Genomic DNA, 19,489 nt, shown 5'->3' on the forward strand with positions numbered 1-19,489 from the left:
TGAGCGAAGGTTGGTCGGCGCGCGCTGCCCGGATGTGACCGGGGAGCGCCGTCCTGTAACGATGTGTAACGGCCGGTTGCGGGCCCGTTGCGGCCCGCCGTCAGGACAGGCTCGGCAGGGTCACGACGAGCCGCGCGCCGCCGTCCGCGCCGGCCTCCGCCACCACCGTGCCGCCGTGGGCCTCGGCGATCTGCCGGCTGATGGCGAGGCCCAGGCCTGTCCCGCCGGTCTGCCGGCTGCGCGAGCGCTCGACCCGGTAGTACGGGCTGAACACCGCCGTCCGCTCCGCCTCGGGAATGCCCGGCCCGTCATCCTCGACGACGATCCGGCAGACCGTCCCGGCCCGGCTGACCGCCACCGCCACCGAGGAGCGCCCGAACTTGACGGCGTTCCCGATCAGGTTGGCCACGACCCGGCGCAGGGCGACCGCGTCGCCGGCCACGGTGGCGTCCCGTACCTCCTCGCCGGTCAGGCTGATCGTGGCGCCCTGGGCGGCGTGCTCGGCCACCTCGACGGCGACGAGATCGGCGAGATCCACCGGCGCCCGGGTCGCCTCGACGGCGGTGCCGCGGGCGAAACCCAGGGACGCCTCGATCAGCTCGGTCATGGCGTCGAGATCCGCCACGAGCTTGTCCCGGAGCAGCGGCTCCGCCACCACCTCGGCGCGGAGGCGCAGCCGCGTCAGGTAGGTCTTGAGGTCGTGCGAGATGGCGCCGATCAGCAGCGAGCGCTCGGCCATGAGGCCGGCGATCCGCTCCTGCATGCCCTGCACTGCCTGGGCGAGACGCCGGATCTCGGGCGCCCCCCGGGGCGCGCTCACCCGCTCCGGGGCGCGGCCGTCGAACCGGGAGACCGCGTCGGTCAGGCGGCGCAGCGGCGCGAGTTCGTGGCGCGTGCCGACCAGGACGAGACCGGCCGCCGCGGCGCCGAGCACCGCCACCCAGAGGCTCAGCGGCTGGCCGAACAGCCACGGCATGAGCGAGCGGCGATGCTCGGCCGCGCTGATCACCGCGTACCGGCCGTCGGGCAGCCGGTAGGTCGCCAGCGCGAGGCGGCCGACCGGCCCGGTGCGCTCGGCCTGCGCGATGTTGGCCGGATCGACGCCGCGGCGCAGCAGGGCGGCATCGGTGTAGGCCTGGACGCGGTCGGCCGGCTCGGCCGTCATCCGCCGGATCCGGGTTTCCAGGCGGGGCTCGCGGATCAGGTCGACGGTGTCGGGCGGCGCGTCGACGATCTCGGCCCGCAGCACCTCGCCGCTGACCGCCTTCAGGATGGCCGGCCTCTGGGCGGGATCCGCGTCGCGCAGCAGCGTCATGATGCCGGCGGCCTGGTCGACCCGCGGGAAGCGCGAGCCCGCGGGCAGCCGCTCCTCCCGGCGCTGCCAGTGATCCAGGGCCACGGTGGCGAGGACGAGCAGGGAGAGGGCGCCGAGCAGGAGCAGCATGATGCGCCCGAGGAGCCCGACGCGGCCCATCACGGCGTTCCGGAGCGGACCGGGGCGGCCAGGATGTAGCCGGCATTGCGCACGGTCTTGAGCAGGGACGCGGCCTGACTGCCCGAGGCGTCGAGCTTGTGCCGCAGGCGGCTGACCTGGACGTCGATGGTGCGGTCGAAGGCGTCGGCGGTCCGGCCCCGGGTCCAGTCGAGGAGCTGGTCGCGCGAGAGCACCCGCTGCGGCCGGGTGACGAAGCAGTGGAGCAGGTCGTACTCGGCGCTGGTCAGCGGGATCTCGGCGGCGGGATCGCCGGTGATCACCGTGCGGGCCGCGAGATCGACGACGAGGTCGGCGACACTGAGACGCTCGGAGGCGGCCGCGGCCGGCTGGCCGCCGACGCCGTGGGCCCGTCGCAGGACCGCGCGGATCCGGGCCAGCAGGACCCGCGGGTTGAACGGCTTCGAGACGTAGTCGTCGGCGCCCATCTCCAGGCCGAGGACCCGGTCGATGTCCTCGTCCTTGGCGGTCAGCATCACGACGGGCGGGCCACCGGCGTCGCGGAGGCGGCGGCAGATGGAGAGGCCGTCCTCGCCGGGCAGCATCCAGTCGAGGACGACGAGGTCGGGCGCGGGGCCCGCCGCGATCAGGCGGTCGAGGGCCGCGCCGCCGTCGAGGGCGACGGCGCGGAACCCCTCGCCCTCCAGGTAGCCGGCGAGCAGGGCGCGGATGTCGGGATCGTCCTCGACGATGGCGATGGTGGTGCCCTCGTGCATGGGGCGAGCATAGGGGCGGCCGGCGGCACGGCAACGCGAAACTGCACAGTGTCACAAAACGTTACACGTCCCGATCCGGACACGGAGCCCGCGCCCACCGTCACGCGCTCGCTTTCTCGTCTCGCCACCGAAGACACACGAGAAGACACCCATGACGAAGACCTACACCATCGCGGCCATCCCCGCGGACGGCATCGGCGTCGAGGTCATCGCCGCCGGCATCGAGGTGCTCGATGCGCTGGCCGAGAAGACCGGCTCCTTCGCTTTCCAGTTCGACCATTTCGATTGGGGATCGGACTACTACAAGAGGCACGGCGCGATGATGCCGGCCGACGGCCGCGACCAGATCCGGAACCACGACGCGATCTTCTTCGGCGCGGTCGGGGCGCCGGACGTGCCCGACCACATCACCCTCTGGGGCCTGCGGCTCGCGATCTGCCAGCCCTTCGACCAGTACGCCAACGTCCGTCCGACCCGGATCCTGCCGGGCATCACCAGCCCGCTGCGCAACGTCTCGGGTCCGGAGCTCGACTGGGTGATCGTGCGGGAGAACTCGGAGGGCGAGTATGCCGGCGTCGGCGGACGGGTCCACCAGGGCCATCCCAACGAGGTCGCCACCGACGTCTCGATGATGACCCGCTCGGGGGTCGACCGGATCATCCGCTACGCGTTCGAGCTCGCCCGCTCCCGTCCGCGCAAGCTGCTCACCGTGGTCACCAAGTCCAACGCCCAGCGCCACGCCATGGTGATGTGGGACGAGATCGCCGCCGCGGTCGCGAAGGACTTCCCGGACGTGACCTGGGACAAGATGCTGGTCGACGCCATGACGATGCGCATGGTGACGAAGCCCGAGACCCTCGACACGATCGTGGCGACGAACCTGCACGCGGACATCCTGTCGGACCTCGCGGCGGCGCTCGCCGGGTCGCTCGGCATCGCGCCGACCGCCAACATCAACCCGGAGCGGACCTACCCGTCGATGTTCGAGCCGATCCACGGCTCGGCCTTCGACATCGCCGGCAAGGGTATCGCCAACCCGGTCGCGACCTTCTGGACGGCGTGCCAGATGCTGGATCACCTCGGCGAGAAGCCGGCGGCCGACCGGCTGATGCGCGCGGTCGAGCGGGTCACCGCGGATCCGAACCTGCACACGCCGGACCTCGGCGGCACGGCGACGACCCGTCAGGTCACCGACGCGGTCATCGCGGCGATCCGGGGCGACAACGCCTGAGGCGTGCCCGCGTGCCCGGGCGGCCTCAGGGCGCCTCGCTCGCGAGATCCGGGCTCCGGGTGCCGCAGGCCCGGCAGAAGCGCTCGAAGGTGCTCTTGCGCTGCGCGCAGGACGGGCAGTGCGCGAAGATGCCGAGCCCGCAATGGGGGCAGAAATTCGTGCTCGCGTCGTCGAGGGCGATTGGCCGCTCGCAGCCCGGGCACGCCTTCTTGGCGAGGCGCGCCAGGGCCTGGTCGGTGGCGATCTCGGTCCGCCGCTCGGCGTCCGGGCGCGCCTCCACCACGGCCTGCCGGGCGCGGTAGGCGTGCAGCGCGTTGATCGCCGCCCGGCCCGCGACCAGGGTGACGATCACGCCGACGCCGTACTGCACGTAGCCGCCGTAGCTCGGCATGTAGGGCACGAGCTCGACGAAGAACGCGAAGGCCGCCGCGAAGGCGAAGCCCCACACGAAGGGCCAGTTGCGGGTGCGGCGGCGCGTGAGCAGGAGCCATCCGGCGAGGGCCAGCAGCGGCAGCGTCAGGGCGAGGCGATAGCCGAAGACGCGCAGCTCCTGGCCGCGCTCGGCCGCGTCGAGGCGCGTCTGCGCGGCGGCCCGCAGGTCGGTGTCCACGCGCAGCTGCGCCGCCTCACGCTCCGACAGGTCGAGCCCCGTCCGCGCCAGGGCCGCGAGCCGCTCCTCGATGGTGCGCTCGGCGGCCTTCAGCGCATCGAGCTGCTGCGTGCGCGCGATGAGCCCGGGATCTTGGTCGACCCGCTGCGTGGCGTCGCGGGTCTTCAGCCAGTTGGCGAAGGTCTCGCGCGCGCCCTCGGAGGCGGCCTGCGCAGCCTCGAGGGCGAGCTGGTCCTGCTCGACCGTCCGACGGTTGTCGTCCTGCTCCCGGCGGATCTGCTTGAGGGCCTCTGCCGACGCCGTGCCCTGGTCGGTGTCGAGGAACTGGTCGAGAGTGTAGCGGTGCTCAACCTGCGGCAGATCGCCGACGACCAGCGAGCCGAGCCCGATCAGGAACCACGCGAAGACCAGCGCGACGAGCCAGAGCGCCAGCGTGAACCAGCGCTCGGAGAGCCTTGTACCGGACCGCACGCGAATCGACCTCGCCGAAAACCGAAGCGGGTCCTTATACCGCGCGACGCGCCCGGGATATGCCGGCTGGCCCGGCTTCCGGGCCCGCGGCCGCGGGCAACTTCCCGCCGCGACCGGGATCGCTCGCATCCGACCGGGTGCGGCGTTGCGCCCGGGAACGTCGCGGACCGAGCCGCCTTTCCCGGCGGTGTGCTCGGCGGAGCGCGCTGCCCCTCCAATCCGGACGTATCGACATGCTGACACTCGCGCGCGGACCGGCGACGCTCCTGGCTCTCTCCGCTGTCCTGGCCGCAGGGCCGGTCCTGGCTCAGGGCAAGCCCCTGCCGCCGCCCGCCACCGACGCGATGCCGCCCGTGGAGCTGACGATCAGCCTGAAGGACGGCAAGCCGGTCTGCGACCCGGCCGAGCTCAAGCTTCCGGCCGACACCAACGTCGCGCTGAAGATCGTGAGCAGCGCCGACGCGCCGGTGACGATCACCGCGCCCGGGCAGTTCGAGAACGGCCTCGTGCTGCACGCCGACGGCGACCTCGTGCATGTCGCCAGCGAGAAGGGCTACACGGTCAAGCAGAACGGCAGGGGCACGCTGCGCCTGCGGACGATGAAGGCCGGCCAGGAGGAGTACGCGTGCACCAGCACGCGCAACGCCGACGCGCCCTTCAAGGGCAAGCTCGTCCTGAGCCCGCCCGCGAACTGAGCCCCTAAGCACCGGCGCGGCCATGGCCGAGGATCGCTCCGACGGGCGGCTCAGCGTCTACTACGACGGCGGCTGCCCGCTGTGCCGCGCCGAGATCGACCAGTATCGCCGGTGCGCCGGCGCGGACCGGCTCGCCTTCGTCGATGTCGGCTCCGGCGCGCCCGAGTCGGCGCTCGGCGCGGATCTCGACCGAGCCCGGGCCCTGCGCCGCTTCCATGTCCGGACCGCGGACGGGCAGCTGATCTCCGGCGCCGCCGCGTTCGCGCGCCTCTGGCGGACACTGCCCGGCTGGCGCTGGCTCGGCCGCCTGGTCGACCTGCGCGTCCTCGGTGTCCGGCCGATTCTGCCGGTCGCCGAGCTGGCCTACCGGCTGTCGCTGCCGCTGCGGCCGCGCCTGGCCCGGCTGATGGCCCGCCTCCGGTGAGCCGATGGCGACCCGCTGCGTCCACTATGTCGGCTTCCGGGACGACCGGTACTGGAACGCCTACCGGATCTTCGGCGGCCCGCGCGTGATCCACCGGCGCTGGGATTTCTACGCGACCCGCGACGTCGGGCCGGACGACGTGGTGGTATTCGCCGAGGGTGACGAGACGCAGCCCGTCGCGGACAGGAACGCCACGGATCTCGACGAGCGCTGGCTGTAGCGGTCACGCGGGGCAGCCCGTGCCGGGGGTACGCGCTTCCGCGGACGCTGCCGCGTCTCCGTGCCAGAGGAAACCCCAGCACCTTAAGAGGTATTGCGCCCCGACAACAATTCGCGAGAGTAGCGGTGAGCTTCCACTCGCAATCGAGGAGGTCCGCGGTGGTCGAGATCCGTATATCGGAGGACAACGACGGCCGCTGGACGGTCTACGCGCCGGGGCTGGTGGTCACCGACCTGACGCACGAGGAAGCCCAGGCTTTCGCGGCGAGCTACCGGCGCGTCACCGCAGCGTGATCGGGAGAAGCCGGCGCGGCCGTGCCGGCGGGTTTGCGTGGATCCCCGAAGGGACGTCACGCCGCCGCGAGCACGGCGCTGTCGCAGCGCGGGGCACGAAAAAACCGCCGCGGCCGGAGCCGGGCGGTTCGAGGTGATCTCGCTGGGGGAATGTCGAGACCTCGTCTACGCGCGGGATGGCAGCGCGGTTCCGGTCTCCAGGTCGAACGGTGCCCCCTGAGGCCCGGACGACCACTCCTACCGCCGTGCCTCCTCGCCGCCCCGTGATCGCATGGCTCGCCACATCTGAGGAAACGGCGGCACAGCGCCGGGGCCGGTCGGTCGAACGGGGCGACCGATACGCGGACAGTGGGTCGGGATTTGAAAGCCCGAGAGTCGCGGCGGGCGCCCGCATCCTCGGTCCGCGGATCCCGCACCCCAGAAACAACAAAGCCCGCCAATGCGTTGGCGGGCTGCTGTCAGGCATTTGGTGCCCAGGAAAGGACTCGAACCTTCACCTCTCGCGAGACTGGTACCTGAAACCAGCGCGTCTACCAATTCCGCCACCTGGGCTCGCCGTCGGCCATCGGCCGGCGACGGCTCCGTTTAGGCAACGGAGCCGCCGGCGTCAATCGCGATTTCAGCCCTGCGGCCACTCCCGGATGTCGACGAAGTGTCCGGTGACCGCCGCGGCCGCCGCCATGGCCGGAGAGACGAGGTGCGTGCGTCCGCGGGGACCCTGGCGGCCCTCGAAATTGCGGTTCGACGTCGAGGCGCAGCGCTCGCCCGGACGCAGCTTGTCCGGGTTCATGCCGAGACACATCGAGCAGCCCGGCTCGCGCCAGTCGAAGCCCGCCGCCTTCAGGATCTTGTCGAGACCCTCGGCCTCGGCCTGCGCCTTCACGAGGCCGGAGCCCGGCACGATCATCGCCGAGACGCCCTCGTGCACCTTCCGGTCGCCGACGACCCGCGCGACCTCGCGCAGATCCTCGATGCGGCCGTTGGTGCAGGAGCCGATGAAGATCCGGTCCAGGGTGATGTCGGTGATCCGGGTGCCCGGCGTCAGGCCCATGTAGGCGAGCGCCTTCTCCTTCGACTGCCGCTTGTTCTCGTCGGCGATCTCGGACGGGTCCGGCACGCGGCCCTGGATCGAGATCACGTCCTCGGGGCTCGTGCCCCAGCTGACGATCGGCGGCAGGTTGGCCGCGTCGAGACGCACCTCGCGGTCGAAATGCGCGCCGGCGTCGGTGACGAGGCTCTCCCAGTAGCGGCGGGCCGCGTCGAAGGCCGCGCCCTTCGGCGCCTTCGGGCGGTCCTTCACGTAGGCGAAGGTCGTCGCGTCGGGGGCGACCATGCCGGCGCGGGCACCGCCCTCGATCGACATGTTGCAGATCGTCATCCGGCCCTCCATCGAGAGCGCGCGGATCGCCTCGCCGGCATACTCGATGACGTGGCCGGTGCCGCCGGCGGTCCCGATCTCGCCGATGATCGCCAGGATGATGTCCTTCGCGGTCACGCCGGGCGGCAGCGTGCCATCGACGGAGACGCGCATGTTCCTGGCCTTGCGCTGCACCAAGGTCTGGGTGGCGAGCACGTGCTCGACCTCCGAGGTGCCGATGCCGTGGGCCAGCGCCCCGAAGGCGCCGTGCGTCGAGGTGTGCGAATCGCCGCACACGATCGTCTGGCCGGGCAGCGTGAAGCCCTGCTCCGGGCCGATGATGTGGACGATGCCCTGGCGGCGGTCGAGGGCGTCGTAGAACTCGATGCCGAAGTCTCGCACGTTCTCGGCGAGCGCCTCGAGCTGCGTGCGGCTCTCGGGATCCTCGATGCCCTGCGAGCGGTCCGAGGTCTGGACGTTGTGGTCCACGACGGCCAACGTCTTCTCCGGATGGCGCACCTTGCGGCCGGCCACGCGAAGACCCTCGAAGGCTTGCGGGCTCGTCACTTCGTGGACGAGGTGCCGGTCGATGTAGAGGAGGCTGGAGCCGTCCGGCTGGACATCGACGACGTGGTCGTCCCAGATCTTGTCGTAGAGGGTGCGCGGGCTGGTCATCGGTCTTCGTCTTCGGCGATTGGGGTCGGTGCAGAACTCTCGCGATGATGCGTGGTCCTTAGTAGGCATCGCGCGCGGTTTTCGAAAGAGGCGAGCCCTGTGCCGGCCGAACGGCCGCCCGGCTGATCCGCGCGGTTGTCACCGCCGGCCACTCCTGCGCGCTGGCGCCCCACCCCGCACAGGCTCTATGCCGGGACGGGGGAGGCGGCCGACACCGACGCGCGGCCGAACGTGGGAGTGAACGATGGCTGAGGCCCCGGTCGAGATCCTGTTGCTCCGGAAGATGCACCCGTTGGTGGAGAAGGCCTTCGCGGGGCGGTACGGGGTCCACCGGCTGGCGGAGGCCGCGAACCCGGAGGCCCTGCTCGCCGAGATCGGCCCGCGGATCCGGGCGCTCTGCGTCGGCGGCGGGGTGGACGGGGCGCTGATGGACCGGCTGCCGAACCTCGAGCTGATCGCGAATTTCGGCGTGGGCTACGACGCCGTCGACGCCGCGGGGGCGCAGCGGCGCGGCATCGTCGTCACCAACACGCCGGACGTCCTCACCGACGAGGTCGCCGACCTCGCCCTCGGCCTCACCCTCGCCACGCTGCGGCGGATCCCCCAGGCCGACCGCTACCTGCGGGACGGCCACTGGCCCAAGGCGCCCTTCCCGCTCACGGCATCGCTGCGCGGGCGACGGGTCGGCATCCTCGGTCTCGGCCGGATCGGGCGGGCGATCGCCCACCGCCTGGAGAGCTTCGGCGTCGCGATCGACTACCACGGCCGCAGCCGGCAGGCCGACATACCCTACACGTATCACGATACGTTGATCGGCCTCGCCCGCGCGGTCCACATCCTCATCGTGGTGGCGCCCGGCGGCGCCGACACGCGCAACCTCGTGGACGCGGCCGTGCTGGAGGCGCTCGGTCCCGAGGGCATCCTGATCAACGTCGCCCGGGGCACCCTGGTCGACGAGGCGGCGCTGACCGCGGCGCTGAAGGCGGGCACGATCCTCGGCGCCGGCCTCGACGTCTTCGAGAACGAGCCGCACGTGCCCGCGGATCTCGCCGCCCTCGACAACACGGTGCTGCTGCCGCATGTCGGGTCGGCCTCCGAGCACACCCGCGCGGCGATGGCCCAGCTCGTGGTCGACAACGTCGTCTCGTGGTTCGAGGGACGGGGTCCGCTGACCCCCGTCGCCGAGACACCCTGGAGACCGACCGCGTGAGACAGGCTCGGGCCGCCCTGCTGGCCGCATCGGCGCTGATCGCGACCGCCGCGATCGTCCGACCGGCCGCCGCCCAGGACGTGCCCGCCGCCACAGACGAGGCCGCACCGCCGTCCCCTCCGCCGGCCGCGGAGACGCTCGCGGCGCCCCCGGCTCCGACCGCGCCGCCGAGCCTCCCCGAGAAGCTCGGGCAGGTGCCGGGAACCTGGGACCTGTCGCGGGACGGCACCAACCGCCGCTGCGTCATGACGCTGGTGCTCGACAGCGGCGAGGCGGGGCAGCGGCTGCGCTTCCCGGCGGGATGCCGGAGGGCCCTGCCGGTCCTGAACGGGGTCGCCGGCTGGCTCTTCGTCGACGGGGCCGTCCGCCTCGTTGACCGCAACGTCCGCCCGGTCCTCGATTTCGCCAAGCGGCCGGACCAGCGCAGCCTCGTCGCCCAGGCCGAGGGCGGCGAGCGCTACAGTCTCGTTCCCCTCGACATCGTCGCGATGCGGCCGGCCGACGCGGCCGCCGCGCCCGAGACCGCGCCGGCGGATCCGGCGAGCCCGGCCCCCTCCCCGCTCCAGACCGCGGCCCCGGTGCCGGCCGAGCTGCAGCCGCCGCCGACCGCCTCGGCCGCGACCGCCTCGGCGGGGCCGGCGCCGGGGCTCTACGCCCTCGACCGCTTCCAGCAGCGCGATACCTGCCGGATCAACCTCGACGGGGTCGGCGGCGGCGTGCACATCGTCCCCGGCTGCCACGACAGCGGCCTGGAGGTGTTCGATCCGGTGCGCTGGCGCTACGCGAAGGGACGGATGACGCTGACCGCCAAGCGCGGCCACAGCATCGACCTCGTCCCGAGCGGCGACGGCCGGTGGCGGCGCGATCCCGAGGTCGGCACCACCTTCGTCCTGCGCCGCGTCGATTGAGCGCACCGCGCGACGACGGCCGCGCGCTCGATGACGGGCGCGTCAGCGCGACGAGCCGCGCCCGTCCTGGACCGGCAGCATCCGCTCCAGAAGACCGTCGCGGCGGATCACCAAGTGCCACGCCGTGCCGGCGACGTGCAGCAGGACCAGGGCGTAGACGAGCCACTGGCCGAACACGTGGATCGACTCGAAGATCTTCTGCGTCGCGTCGTCCTTCGGCAGTCCCGGGATCGTGAACAGCCAGAAGTACGGCGTGTCGCGCCCGGACAGCGCGCTCAGCAGGTAGCCGCTGATCGGCATGATCAGGAAGATCGCGTAGAGCAGGAAGTGGTTGACGCGCCCGATCAGCGTCAGGAGCCGGGGCGCATGCGGGTCCGGCGGCGCGGGCCGGATCATCCGCCAGAGGATGCGCACGACCACGATCGCCAGGATCGTCAGGCCGACCGACTTGTGCAGCACGAACATGCTGCCCTTGGCGGGTGTCGGCGGCAGGCTGATCGCGACCCAGGCGAGCGGCAGCACCGCCAGGACGAGGGCGGCGTTCAGCCAGTGCAGCGCCTGCGAGACCGGGTGGTAGCGCGGCAGTCCGGATGCCGTGACGTAGGTGGCGGGCAGCGCGGTCGGCGCCTTGCCGGCCGTGAGCGGAGAGCCTGACATGATCCCTCGCGGAAGAGCGTGGTCCCCCTCCGATCTAGGGCCCGCCTCAGGCCGGGGGAGTCTCCCGTCAGCCGGATGCGCCGGACGAGGCCGTCCGCGACACGTCGAGCAGGGCTGCGAGTTCCGCGGCCGCGGCGCGCAGCCGGATCGCCACGGTCTCGTCGACGATGCGGCCGTCCACCAGGTCGTCGGACCCGGCATAGACCGAGGTCGGCGCGACGTGGGCCGCGAAGAAGCCGAACAGGGGTCGGAGCCCGTGCTCGACCACCAGGGCGTGGCGCAGGCCCCCGCCCGTCGCGGTCAGCGCCACCGGCATGCCGATCATCCGGGCCGGGTCGACGAAGTCGAAGACGTGTTTGAACAGCCCGGCATAGCCGCCCTGGTAGACAGGCGTCCCGACGATCAGCGCGTCCGCCGCCTCGATCGCCTCGACGAGGCGCGCGGCGGGCGCCGAGAGGTCGTCCCGCTGCGTCGCGCCGAGGCCCGGGCCGGCATCCATCAGGTCGTACACGGCGAGGTCGATCCCGCGCAGGCGACCGAGTTCGGCGCCGAGGGCCTCGACCAGGATGCGGGTGCGCGAGGGTCGCTTGGCGCTGCCCGAGAAGGCGACGACGCGGGCACGGCTGGGCTTCACACTCGACTCGACACTCACCACGAAACCTTCCGCCGCAGCACGCCCTGATCCGGGACTCCGAACACCCTGGCGCATGCGCGGCACGCGACGCGGGTCGATTCGACGGTAACGCATTCCCGCGCCGGATAAAGCCTCGGCGCGGCCGCGCGGGCGGCGGTCCGGCAGGACCGTCTCGGCGGATCCGTCATCCGCGGAGCCGCCAGACGTGGCTGCGCTTGATCTCGGAATCCTCCAGCGCGCGCGAGACCGGAACCTCGTAGGTCGCGAGGCAGTCGAGGCGGTCCCGCGGAAGGTAGGTGCGGCCCGGATCGCCGATCAGCACGGTGACGCCGCGCGCCTGCAGGCGAACGAGCCAGGCGGTCACGGCCTCGGCGAGGTCGCGCTCGTAGAACACGTCGGCCGCCAGGACGAGATCGGCCCGGGGATCCGTGGCGAGGAGATCGTCGGCGATCGCGGCGACGCGGTCGCCGACGCCGTTGGCCGCGGCGTTCAGCCCGATCGCCGCGACGGCGAAGGGGTCGAGGTCGCTGGCGACGACGTGGCGCGCCCCGGCGCGGGCCGCCGCGATCGCGACGAGGCCGGACCCCGAGGCGAAATCCACCGCGCGCGCGCCGTCCGCGACGTCCGGGTTGTCGAGGACGTAGCGGGCGAGCGCCTGGCCGCCCGCCCAGGCGAACGCCCAGAACGGCGGCGGCAGCCCGATCGCCTGCAACTCCTCCTCGGTCCGCTGCCAGAGATCGGTCGCCTCGTCGGCGACGTGCAGGCGGATCTCGGGCGCGTGGGGGACGGGCAGCAGGCGGGTGTTGGCGCGGATGAAGCCGGCGGGATCGTCCGGTGCGCGCACGGTCAGGCCTCCAGCAGGTCGCGCCACACGGCGCGGACTTGGTCGGTCACCGCCGTCTCGGTGAAGCCCCCGGTCTCGATCCGCGCCCGCGCGGCCGCGCCCAGGCCGGCGACGAGACCGGCATCGCCGCTCAGGCGCGCCAGGGCGGCGGCCAGGGCCGGCGCGTCGTCCGGGGGAACGAGCAGGCCCTCGACGCCGTCGCGCACGAGGCTGCGGCAGCCCGGGACGTCGGACGCGACCAGCGCCCGGCCGCAGGCGGCGGCCTCCAGCAGCGTCCGCGGCAGGCCCTCCCCGCCGCGCGAGGGCAGGCAGGCGACGTGGTGGCCGGCCCAGACCCCCGCGACGTCGGTCGTCGGCCCGTGCCAGACGATGCCGTCGCGGCTCCAGGCGCGCAGGGTGTCGGCGCCGATCGCCCGCCGGTTCGACGGGTCCGGCGCGCCGTACAGCGCCAGCTCCACCGGCGCGCCCTGGCTCCGGGCGAGGCGAACGGCCTCGACGGCGACGTCGATCCCCTTCGACCACAGCATCCGGGCGACGACGGCCACCCGCAGCGGCGGCATCGGCGGCAGCGGCTGCGGGACGAGGATCGCGGGATCGACGCCGGCGCCGCCCACCACGGTCACCGACCGGTCGAGCGGGTCCAGGCCCAGGGCCAGGGCGTCGTCGGGGTTCTCGAAGAGGAAGCGCGTCCGCGACGAGGCCAGCGGCCCCCGGATCAGCGCCCGCAGGGCGAGGCGCGCCGCCCGGCCGAGGCGGTCGCTCCGGGCGCCGACGAGGCCGAGGCCGGTCAGGGCGAAGACGCGGGACGGGATGCCCGCCATGGCGGCGGCCGTGCCGCCGACCAGGATGCCGCGCAGGGCGATGCAGTGGACGATGTCGGTCTTCAGCGCCTTCAGGATCGCGGCGAGCTGCCCGGCCGCGTAGCCCGCGGCCATCGGGTTGAGGCTCGCCCGCTCGGCCTCCAGGTTGACGACCTGCGCGCCGGTCGCCTCGATGGCGGCCCGGTGGAGGCGGACCCGCGTCACCACCGCGACCGAGAGACCCATGCCGACGGCGGCGCGGGCCATCGGAAGGAAATGCGAGGCGAAGAACCAGTCCTCGGTCACCACGAAGACCAGGCGGCGCATCGGAACGGGCAGGTTCCCGGGTTCGGCATCGGACTGCATCCGTCCCCTCTAGCACGGCGGCGGGGCCCGTCCTGCGACGGATGTGCAGGCCCGGAACGGCGATCCCGTGCCGCCGGTTGTCCAAGGCCTTCTCGCCGGGCGAGGCAGCCCGGCGGCGTCGATGGGAGGGGCTGTTCATGGCGTGCGTCGAGACGGCGGAGAGCGGCGGAGACCTCCGCGCCGCGGCCGAGGAGGCCGGGCTCGTCTACGTCGATGACGGCCGGCCCGGGCTGACCCGCCGCCGCAGCGGCACCGGCTTCCGCTACTGCGACGCGAAGGGCGCGCCGGTGCGCGACAGGGCCGTGCTGGCCCGCATCCGCGGCCTCGCGATCCCGCCGGCCTACACGGATGTCTGGATCTGCCCCCGCCGCAACGGCCACGTCCAGGCGACGGGCCGCGACGCCAAGGGGCGCAAGCAGTACCGCTACCACCCGGACTTCCGGCAGGCGCGGGAGGCCAACAAGTTCTCGCGGATCATGGCCTTCGCGGACGCGCTGCCGGGCATCCGCCGGCGCGTCGACGCCGATATGAGGCGGCCGGGCTTGCCCCGCGACAAGGTGCTGGCCACCGTGGTCCACCTGCTGGAGACCACGCTGATCCGCGTCGGCAACGACGATTACGCGCGGACTAACAAGAGCTACGGCCTGACGACCCTGCGCGATCCCCATGTCCGGATCGAGGGTTCGGCCCTGTCGTTCCGGTTCAAGGGCAAGAGCGGCAAGACCTGGGACGTGTCGCTAAAGGACCGGCGGGTCGCCCGGATCGTCAAGGCCTGCCAGGACCTGCCGGGCCAGGAGCTGTTCCAGTATCTCGACCCGGACGGCACCCAGCGCGACGTCACCTCCTCGGACGTGAACGCGTACCTGCGCGAGATCACCGGCGAGGACTTCACCGCCAAGGATTTTCGGACCTGGGCCGGCACGGTGCTGGCGGCGCTGGCGCTGCGGGAGTTCGAGAGCTTCGACAGCGAGGCCGGGGCCAAGCGCAACATCCGCGCGGCCATCGAGAACGTCGCGGGCCGCCTCGGCAACACGCCGACGATCTGCCGCAAGTGCTACATCCACCCGCAGATCCTCGACTGCTACCTGGAGGGCGGCCTGCTCCTGCAGGTGAAGGACGCGGTCGAATCGGAGCTGAGCGAGGATCTGTCGAGCCTGCGGCCCGAGGAGGCGGCGGTGCTGGGACTTCTGCAGGCGCGCCTCTCCGCCGCCGAGGACGCCGTCAAGGCCGGAGGTCGGGTCAAGCCGGCGGGCGCGCGGAAACGCGGGGCGAAGGCGCTAGAGCGGTCCAAGAGCGGGACGGCGGCCAAGCGCGCGTCCGGAGCCCGGAAGGCGGCCGCGGCCGCTTAGGGGGGCGGTCTCGCCGAGACCGCCCGATCCCCCTCTCAGTGCCGGGACTGGTTGTCGTTGCCCGAGGACCGGTTGTCGGTGCCGCGCCGAACCTGATCGCTGGAATCGACCACGGGGGCCAGGCCGAGCTGGCGGGCCAGCGAGACGAGGTCCTTGAGCCGGCCGGTCTGGGTCTTGCGCCGCAGGTTGAGCCGGTGGGTCTCCACCGTGCGCACGCTGAGCGCCAGCCGCCGCGCGACCTCTTTGTTGCTGAACCCGGAACTCAGGAAGCGCAGCACCTCGGCCTCGCGGGGCGTCAGCCCGAGGCTCTCGCCGGCCTCCGGCGGCATCGCCACCGGCTGCTCCGGCGGGACCAGCACGTCCGAGCCTTCCGCCAGGGCGAGCAGCGCCGCGCCGAGGTCCCGCGGCGACTTGGAGCGCGCCACGAAGGCGTCGGCGCCCGCCGCCAGCAGGGCGCGGAGGTCGTCCGCCGTCAGCGCGCCGAAGGCGACCAGCGTGCGCAGCGCCGGCTGGCGCTCCTTCAGGGCGACGATGCGGGCGATCCCGTCGGCCAGCCGGATCTCGTCGAGGAAGACCAGGGCGACGCTGCTGCCGGCGTCGGCGCGGTCGAGATCGGCCTCGCCGATGGTGTGGAATTCGGGCATGTGCTCGAGGGTGGCGCGAACCGTCGCGCTCAGGTCCTCCGGCTCATCCAGGATCAGGACGCCAACGGCCGTACTCATGACCTCGCACCTCTCTCTCCCGGCTTGATACAGGCGGCCGGGATCGAAGGCGAAGTTCCAAGATCCGTTCCAGCAACAACTCGCGAATATTAAGCTTTATATTGGCCGAATCGATCCCCAGAAACGGATACTCGGCGAATCAATGCGCCGATCTGGGACGACGGTGGGACACCGCTCGACGGACTGTGCCGATCCGGGACGGGCGGTCCGGTTCAGCCCGCGACGGCGCGGATACCCTCGCTCTGATCCGGCACCACCCGGTTCCGGCCGCCGCCCTTCGCCGCGTAGAGCGCGACATCGGCCCGCTTGACCAGGGCCTCGACGCTGTCGCCGTCGTGCCACGTGCTGACGCCGAAGCTGCAGCTCAGCGCGATCGGACCCCGCGCCCCGTGGATCCGCAGGGCCTGGACGTCGGCGCGCAGGCGCTCGGCCTGCGCCACGGCCTCCGCGAGCCCGCGGCCGGGCAGGATGACGGCGAATTCCTCGCCGCCGAGGCGTCCCGCGATCCCGGCACCGGCGATCAGCTCGGCCACGGCCTTGATCGCCACGTCGCCGACATCGTGCCCGTGCTCGTCGTTGATGCGCTTGAAGTGATCGATGTCGAGGAGGATCGCCGAGACGGCGCCCGGCCTCGGGTCTCGCGCCGCGGCGGCCCGCGCGCGCTTGAAGAAGGCGCGCCGATTGTAGGAGCCGGTCAGCGGGTCCGTCTCGGCGAGGCGGATCAGCTCCTCCTGCATGGTGGTCAGGCGCTCGGCCGCGCGCAGGCGCGCGTTCAGCTCCTCGGCGCTCGGCGGCTTCTCGATGAAGTCGTCGGCGCCGCTGTCGAGGGCCTCGGCCAGGCTGCGGACGTTGCGGGCCGACGACATGGTGATGACGTGCAGCGGCCCGCGGGATTCGGCGAGGAGCCGGGCCGACCAGCAGAGCTCGAGCCCGCAGAGCGGCCGCACTTCCAGGCTGGTGATGAGCACTCGGACCGCGGGCGTCGCCGCCAGGAACTCCAGCGCTCGCTCCGAATCCGTGAACGGGTGCACCGCGTGGCCGCGCGGCTCGATCAGGGAGGCTATGATCTGCAGCACGACGCGGCTCGAGTCGACGATGACGATCTGCATGGCGTGACCCGCACCCGATATCCGCGGTGTAAGCTGGAAGGCTTAACCGCCCCCCAACGGAGCTGAACCCCGGTATGAGCGTGGCCATTACCACTCCGGATCGGCGCTATATCGTTGTCCGGGCGCGTCTGTGGCGCCGCGCGAATCCCGACCTGTCGGAAACCTGTCGGGCCGCGCTGGTGCAGCGCCTGATGGCGGCGCGCCGGGGCGTGAAGGAGGCCAAGCGGGCCGAGCGCGCGGGCGAGACCGGCGCCGCGGAGGCGCTCGCCGCCGCCAGGGCCGAGGTCGATGCGGCGAAGGTCGGACTCGGCGAGCGCGGGCCGGTCTGGTGGACGGACGGCGCGCCCGACCTCAACCGGCACCTCGTCCGCAACACGCCCTACGCGGCGTGGTTCGCGGCGCTCAGCGCCGGGGAACCTGAACCGCGATGACCCGGGCCCCCGCGACCGGGTCGGCCCCGACGGCGCGCGCGCCGCGGCGGCCGTAGGGGGCGGCGTTGATCACCGTCAGGGTCGGCTCGGCCGCCGGAGCAGCCTGGATGCCGGTCACCGTCGGGACGCCGTAGGTGCCGTAGCTCCAGGGCGTGGGCACGATCTGGGTCGGGCGCGGCACGCGGGTCAGCGGGGCGCCGATATAGGTGCCCCGCACGAACTCGCCGGCAAAGCCCGGATCGGCGGCGTAGCCGGGCGCGTAGGCGACCGGAGCGTAGGGATCGGCGCTCCGGAAGGTCTGCGCCGACGCGGGCGCCGCCGCCGCCAGAGCGAGCAGGGTCACGATCGTCCGGTTGGCCATGGGTCCGGCTCCGAGGGGTGTCGGCGGGCGCGGGGCGCGCCGGGTGCGGGGCCAACAGACCGGATCATTGGCCGTTCCGCGTCTCCAGTCGCGCAGAGTGCGTAACGGTCCCGTCATGCCCAGCCGATCGGCCCCCTGGTGCGCACCGGTCAGCGGCAGGTGGTGATCCGCCGGACCACCCAGCCCTCGCCCTCGATCCACAGACGGCGGCGCGCCCGGCTGCATGTGACGTCGTCCTCCCGCTCCGCCGAGACGGGATGAACCTGCGGGTTGGCCTCGGCGACCTTGGTCTCGGCTGGGCCGTTGGCGGCCTGGGCCGCGAGCGGAACGGCGAGCATGACGGTGCCGGCTGCGGCGGCAGCGATCGTACGGAGTTTCATCGGGGAGAAGCGCCCTGCGGCCATGCTTGGAGGTTTGGTCCAGGAATGCGCGGGCCGGCGGTTCGGTTGCATCCCGGTTGCGTCGATCGCGACGGCCCGTGCGCTCGCTCACATCGCCGGTGGCGCCACACGGGCTGACGCCCGGCCACGACACCTGGCCACGACACCTGGCCACGACACTTGGCCACCTTGCCCGGCCGCGGCGCTTAGACTTCCCGGCTTTCACGGGTAAGGAAGAACAAAACCGGACGCGCCGGTGCCCAGCCGTCCTGCGAGACCGCCCATCGCGGGCCGCGGCACGGTCCACGAAGCAGGGTTCATGAGCAAGTCGAAGCCTCCGACCAACGCGCTCCTGACACCGGAGAAGCGCACCGAGGACGTCGATCAGACGATCCGCCCCCTGAGCCTTGCCGAGTTCATCGGCCAGCGGGCGGCGCGGGCGAACATGCAGGTGTTCATCGAGGCGGCGAGGAAGACCGGGCAGGCGCTCGACCACGTGCTGTTCGTCGGGCCGCCCGGGCTCGGCAAGACCACGCTGGCGCAGATCGTGGCGCGCGAACTCGGCGTGAACTTCCGCTCGACCTCCGGGCCGGTGATCGCCAAGGCCGGCGACCTGGCCGCCCAGCTCACCAACCTGGAAGAGCGCGACGTCCTGTTCATCGACGAGATCCACCGGCTCAACCCGGCGGTCGAGGAGATCCTCTACCCGGCCATGGAGGATTACCAGCTCGACCTGATCATCGGCGAGGGCCCGGCGGCGCGCTCGGTCAAGATCGAGCTGCCGAAGTTCACGCTCGTTGGCGCCACGACGCGGGCGGGGCTGCTGACGACGCCGCTGCGCGACCGGTTCGGCATCCCGATCCGGCTGGAATTCTACGAGATCGACGAGCTGGAGCAGATCGTGGCGCGCGGCGCGCGGGTGCTGGGCCTGGGCATGTCGGCGGAGGGCGCCAACGAGATCGCCCGGCGGGCGCGGGGCACGCCGCGGATCGCGGGGCGGCTCTTGCGGCGGGTGCGGGACTTCGCGGTGGTGGCGGAGGCCGAGACGGTGACGCGGGCGATCGCCGACCGGGCGCTGCAGCTCTTGGACGTGGACGGGGCGGGTCTCGACGTGATGGACCGCAAGTACCTGAGCCTGATCGCGCGCTCGTTCGGGGGCGGGCCGGTGGGGATCGAGACGATCGGGGCGGCGCTGTCGGAGCCGCGGGACGCGATCGAGGACATCATCGAGCCCTACCTGATCCAGCGCGGCTTCGTGCAGCGCACACCCCGCGGACGCGTCCTCACCCGGCACGCCTACCGGCACATGCAGATGCCGGAACCGAAGCGCGAGACGCCCGGGCAGTTCGGCTTCTTCGGTGACGGACAGCCCTGAGGACCGGTCAACGCGTCTCCATGCATTGAATTCGGACCAGCATTTCACCGGGCACATGCGCGGAACGCGCGATGCTGCGCGCGGCAGCCGGGTGAGTTCCGCGTCGCGATCTCGGCAAGTCGCTGCCGTAACAGCCGTTTTGTCGATCGTCTCGGAACA

General features: G+C 72.5%; 22 protein-coding genes and 1 tRNA gene. 10 read left to right on the top strand and 13 right to left on the bottom strand.

Translation table 11 applies throughout. The features are described from left to right. Nucleotides 1-100 precede the first annotated feature (100 nt). Both ACLBYB_RS00425 and ACLBYB_RS00430 read right to left on the bottom strand, forming a co-directional pair. A complete protein-coding gene (locus tag ACLBYB_RS00425; protein WP_447697504.1) occupies nucleotides 101-1,474 on the bottom strand; it encodes a sensor histidine kinase in 1,374 nt (457 codons plus the stop codon). Continuing rightward, nucleotides 1,474-2,208 carry a response regulator transcription factor gene (locus ACLBYB_RS00430; RefSeq protein WP_354455823.1) on the bottom strand — a complete coding sequence of 245 codons (735 nt, stop codon included), beginning with the start codon at nucleotides 2,206-2,208 and terminating at the stop codon, nucleotides 1,474-1,476. The genes ACLBYB_RS00425 and ACLBYB_RS00430 overlap by 1 nt, the downstream gene beginning before the upstream one ends. 151 nt (nucleotides 2,209-2,359) lie before the next feature. Between ACLBYB_RS00430 and ACLBYB_RS00435 the strand changes: the two genes are divergently transcribed. Then, a complete protein-coding gene (locus ACLBYB_RS00435) occupies nucleotides 2,360-3,439 on the top strand; it encodes a tartrate dehydrogenase (protein ID WP_447697505.1) in 1,080 nt (359 codons plus the stop codon). 25 nt (nucleotides 3,440-3,464) lie between these two features. On the opposite strand, the gene ACLBYB_RS00440 is transcribed toward ACLBYB_RS00435, so the two are convergent. Further along, nucleotides 3,465-4,520 (bottom strand): serine endopeptidase, encoded by a 1,056-nt coding sequence (locus ACLBYB_RS00440; protein ID WP_447697506.1) that lies wholly within the window; start codon nucleotides 4,518-4,520, stop codon nucleotides 3,465-3,467. A 233-nt stretch (nucleotides 4,521-4,753) separates the two neighbouring features. Here ACLBYB_RS00440 and ACLBYB_RS00445 point away from each other — a divergent pair, with 233 nt between their 5' ends. From ACLBYB_RS00445 to ACLBYB_RS00460, 4 genes are all read left to right on the top strand, one after another. Further along, nucleotides 4,754-5,215 (top strand): anaerobic typically selenocysteine-containing protein, encoded by a 462-nt coding sequence (locus tag ACLBYB_RS00445; protein ID WP_447697507.1) that lies wholly within the window; start codon nucleotides 4,754-4,756, stop codon nucleotides 5,213-5,215. A 22-nt stretch (nucleotides 5,216-5,237) separates the two neighbouring features. Then, entirely contained in the window at nucleotides 5,238-5,639 is a 402-nt protein-coding gene (locus ACLBYB_RS00450; protein WP_447697508.1) for a thiol-disulfide oxidoreductase DCC family protein, read from the top strand. 4 nt (nucleotides 5,640-5,643) lie between these two features. Next, a complete protein-coding gene (locus tag ACLBYB_RS00455; RefSeq protein WP_012317770.1) occupies nucleotides 5,644-5,859 on the top strand; it encodes a hypothetical protein in 216 nt (71 codons plus the stop codon). A 158-nt stretch (nucleotides 5,860-6,017) separates the two neighbouring features. Next, nucleotides 6,018-6,152, top strand: coding sequence for a hypothetical protein (locus tag ACLBYB_RS00460; RefSeq protein ID WP_267965754.1), 135 nt, complete (start codon nucleotides 6,018-6,020; stop codon nucleotides 6,150-6,152). 467 nt (nucleotides 6,153-6,619) lie between these two features. Here the strand turns inward: ACLBYB_RS00460 and ACLBYB_RS00465 are convergent. Beyond that, nucleotides 6,620-6,704: transfer RNA gene (locus ACLBYB_RS00465), tRNA-Leu, on the bottom strand. 67 nt (nucleotides 6,705-6,771) lie between these two features. After that, nucleotides 6,772-8,184, bottom strand: coding sequence for a 3-isopropylmalate dehydratase large subunit (gene leuC, locus ACLBYB_RS00470; RefSeq protein WP_042673866.1), 1,413 nt, complete (start codon nucleotides 8,182-8,184; stop codon nucleotides 6,772-6,774). Between the two features lie 244 nt (nucleotides 8,185-8,428). On the opposite strand from leuC, the gene ACLBYB_RS00475 reads away from it, so the two are divergent. Both ACLBYB_RS00475 and ACLBYB_RS00480 read left to right on the top strand, forming a co-directional pair. Further along, nucleotides 8,429-9,394 carry a 2-hydroxyacid dehydrogenase gene (locus ACLBYB_RS00475; RefSeq protein WP_447683647.1) on the top strand — a complete coding sequence of 322 codons (966 nt, stop codon included), beginning with the start codon at nucleotides 8,429-8,431 and terminating at the stop codon, nucleotides 9,392-9,394. Beyond that, nucleotides 9,391-10,302 carry an AprI/Inh family metalloprotease inhibitor gene (locus ACLBYB_RS00480; RefSeq protein ID WP_447697509.1) on the top strand — a complete coding sequence of 304 codons (912 nt, stop codon included), beginning with the start codon at nucleotides 9,391-9,393 and terminating at the stop codon, nucleotides 10,300-10,302. The genes ACLBYB_RS00475 and ACLBYB_RS00480 overlap by 4 nt, the downstream gene beginning before the upstream one ends. 42 nt (nucleotides 10,303-10,344) lie before the next feature. On the opposite strand, the gene ACLBYB_RS00485 is transcribed toward ACLBYB_RS00480, so the two are convergent. The 4 genes from ACLBYB_RS00485 to ACLBYB_RS00500 form a co-directional block, all read right to left on the bottom strand. Further along, nucleotides 10,345-10,959: a cytochrome b gene (locus ACLBYB_RS00485; RefSeq protein ID WP_447697510.1), complete on the bottom strand. Its 615-nt coding sequence runs from the start codon at nucleotides 10,957-10,959 to the stop codon at nucleotides 10,345-10,347. Between the two features lie 67 nt (nucleotides 10,960-11,026). Then, nucleotides 11,027-11,593 carry an NAD(P)H-dependent oxidoreductase gene (locus ACLBYB_RS00490; protein ID WP_020095845.1) on the bottom strand — a complete coding sequence of 189 codons (567 nt, stop codon included), beginning with the start codon at nucleotides 11,591-11,593 and terminating at the stop codon, nucleotides 11,027-11,029. Nucleotides 11,594-11,777: 184 nt separating this feature from the next. Next, on the bottom strand, nucleotides 11,778-12,437 hold the full coding sequence (locus ACLBYB_RS00495; RefSeq protein ID WP_020095846.1) for a class I SAM-dependent methyltransferase: 660 nt from the start codon (nucleotides 12,435-12,437) through the stop codon (nucleotides 11,778-11,780). A gap of 2 nt (nucleotides 12,438-12,439) precedes the next feature. Continuing rightward, nucleotides 12,440-13,603, bottom strand: a complete 1,164-nt coding sequence (locus tag ACLBYB_RS00500; RefSeq protein ID WP_447697511.1) for a glycosyltransferase — start codon at nucleotides 13,601-13,603, stop codon at nucleotides 12,440-12,442. A gap of 137 nt (nucleotides 13,604-13,740) precedes the next feature. On the opposite strand from ACLBYB_RS00500, the gene ACLBYB_RS00505 reads away from it, so the two are divergent. Continuing rightward, complete coding sequence (locus ACLBYB_RS00505; RefSeq protein WP_447697512.1) at nucleotides 13,741-14,952, top strand: DNA topoisomerase IB; 1,212 nt, start codon at nucleotides 13,741-13,743, stop codon at nucleotides 14,950-14,952. 35 nt (nucleotides 14,953-14,987) lie between these two features. On the opposite strand, the gene ACLBYB_RS00510 is transcribed toward ACLBYB_RS00505, so the two are convergent. After that, on the bottom strand, nucleotides 14,988-15,674 hold the full coding sequence (locus ACLBYB_RS00510) for a LuxR C-terminal-related transcriptional regulator (RefSeq protein WP_020095849.1): 687 nt from the start codon (nucleotides 15,672-15,674) through the stop codon (nucleotides 14,988-14,990). A 212-nt stretch (nucleotides 15,675-15,886) separates the two neighbouring features. Continuing rightward, a complete protein-coding gene (locus ACLBYB_RS00515) occupies nucleotides 15,887-16,783 on the bottom strand; it encodes a GGDEF domain-containing protein (RefSeq protein WP_447697513.1) in 897 nt (298 codons plus the stop codon). Between the two features lie 74 nt (nucleotides 16,784-16,857). Between ACLBYB_RS00515 and ACLBYB_RS00520 the strand changes: the two genes are divergently transcribed. After that, nucleotides 16,858-17,214 (top strand): hypothetical protein, encoded by a 357-nt coding sequence (locus tag ACLBYB_RS00520; RefSeq protein WP_447697514.1) that lies wholly within the window; start codon nucleotides 16,858-16,860, stop codon nucleotides 17,212-17,214. On the opposite strand, the gene ACLBYB_RS00525 is transcribed toward ACLBYB_RS00520, so the two are convergent. After that, a complete protein-coding gene (locus tag ACLBYB_RS00525; RefSeq protein ID WP_020095852.1) occupies nucleotides 17,186-17,575 on the bottom strand; it encodes a hypothetical protein in 390 nt (129 codons plus the stop codon). The two genes, ACLBYB_RS00520 and ACLBYB_RS00525, sit on opposite strands and share 29 nt — an antisense overlap. Nucleotides 17,576-17,724: 149 nt before the next feature. Next, nucleotides 17,725-17,955, bottom strand: coding sequence for a hypothetical protein (locus ACLBYB_RS00530; RefSeq protein ID WP_026605348.1), 231 nt, complete (start codon nucleotides 17,953-17,955; stop codon nucleotides 17,725-17,727). A 319-nt stretch (nucleotides 17,956-18,274) separates the two neighbouring features. On the opposite strand from ACLBYB_RS00530, the gene ruvB reads away from it, so the two are divergent. Then, the gene (gene ruvB, locus ACLBYB_RS00535; protein WP_447697515.1) at nucleotides 18,275-19,330 is read left to right on the top strand and encodes a Holliday junction branch migration DNA helicase RuvB; all 1,056 of its coding nucleotides are present in this window, start codon (nucleotides 18,275-18,277) and stop codon (nucleotides 19,328-19,330) included. The last annotated feature ends 159 nt before the right edge of the window (nucleotides 19,331-19,489 follow it).

The sequence above is a fragment of the Methylobacterium sp. D54C genome, from assembly GCF_053345595.1.

Excerpts from the sequence above, each read along its gene's own strand:
- ACLBYB_RS00425 (WP_447697504.1), bottom strand. The coding sequence starts at position 1,474 with ATGGGCCGCGTCGGGCTCCTCGGGCGCATCATGCTGCTCCTGCTCGGC.
- ACLBYB_RS00430 (WP_354455823.1), bottom strand. The coding sequence starts at position 2,208 with ATGCACGAGGGCACCACCATCGCCATCGTCGAGGACGATCCCGACATC.
- ACLBYB_RS00435 (WP_447697505.1), top strand. The coding sequence starts at position 2,360 with ATGACGAAGACCTACACCATCGCGGCCATCCCCGCGGACGGCATCGGC.
- ACLBYB_RS00445 (WP_447697507.1), top strand. The coding sequence starts at position 4,754 with ATGCTGACACTCGCGCGCGGACCGGCGACGCTCCTGGCTCTCTCCGCT.
- ACLBYB_RS00450 (WP_447697508.1), top strand. The coding sequence starts at position 5,238 with ATGGCCGAGGATCGCTCCGACGGGCGGCTCAGCGTCTACTACGACGGC.
- ACLBYB_RS00455 (WP_012317770.1), top strand. The coding sequence starts at position 5,644 with ATGGCGACCCGCTGCGTCCACTATGTCGGCTTCCGGGACGACCGGTAC.
- leuC (WP_042673866.1), bottom strand. The coding sequence starts at position 8,184 with ATGACCAGCCCGCGCACCCTCTACGACAAGATCTGGGACGACCACGTC.
- ACLBYB_RS00475 (WP_447683647.1), top strand. The coding sequence starts at position 8,429 with ATGGCTGAGGCCCCGGTCGAGATCCTGTTGCTCCGGAAGATGCACCCG.
- ACLBYB_RS00485 (WP_447697510.1), bottom strand. The coding sequence starts at position 10,959 with ATGTCAGGCTCTCCGCTCACGGCCGGCAAGGCGCCGACCGCGCTGCCC.
- ACLBYB_RS00500 (WP_447697511.1), bottom strand. The coding sequence starts at position 13,603 with ATGCAGTCCGATGCCGAACCCGGGAACCTGCCCGTTCCGATGCGCCGC.
- ACLBYB_RS00505 (WP_447697512.1), top strand. The coding sequence starts at position 13,741 with ATGGCGTGCGTCGAGACGGCGGAGAGCGGCGGAGACCTCCGCGCCGCG.
- ACLBYB_RS00510 (WP_020095849.1), bottom strand. The coding sequence starts at position 15,674 with ATGAGTACGGCCGTTGGCGTCCTGATCCTGGATGAGCCGGAGGACCTG.
- ACLBYB_RS00515 (WP_447697513.1), bottom strand. The coding sequence starts at position 16,783 with ATGCAGATCGTCATCGTCGACTCGAGCCGCGTCGTGCTGCAGATCATA.
- ACLBYB_RS00520 (WP_447697514.1), top strand. The coding sequence starts at position 16,858 with ATGAGCGTGGCCATTACCACTCCGGATCGGCGCTATATCGTTGTCCGG.
- ACLBYB_RS00525 (WP_020095852.1), bottom strand. The coding sequence starts at position 17,575 with ATGGCCAACCGGACGATCGTGACCCTGCTCGCTCTGGCGGCGGCGGCG.
- ACLBYB_RS00530 (WP_026605348.1), bottom strand. The coding sequence starts at position 17,955 with ATGAAACTCCGTACGATCGCTGCCGCCGCAGCCGGCACCGTCATGCTC.
- ruvB (WP_447697515.1), top strand. The coding sequence starts at position 18,275 with ATGAGCAAGTCGAAGCCTCCGACCAACGCGCTCCTGACACCGGAGAAG.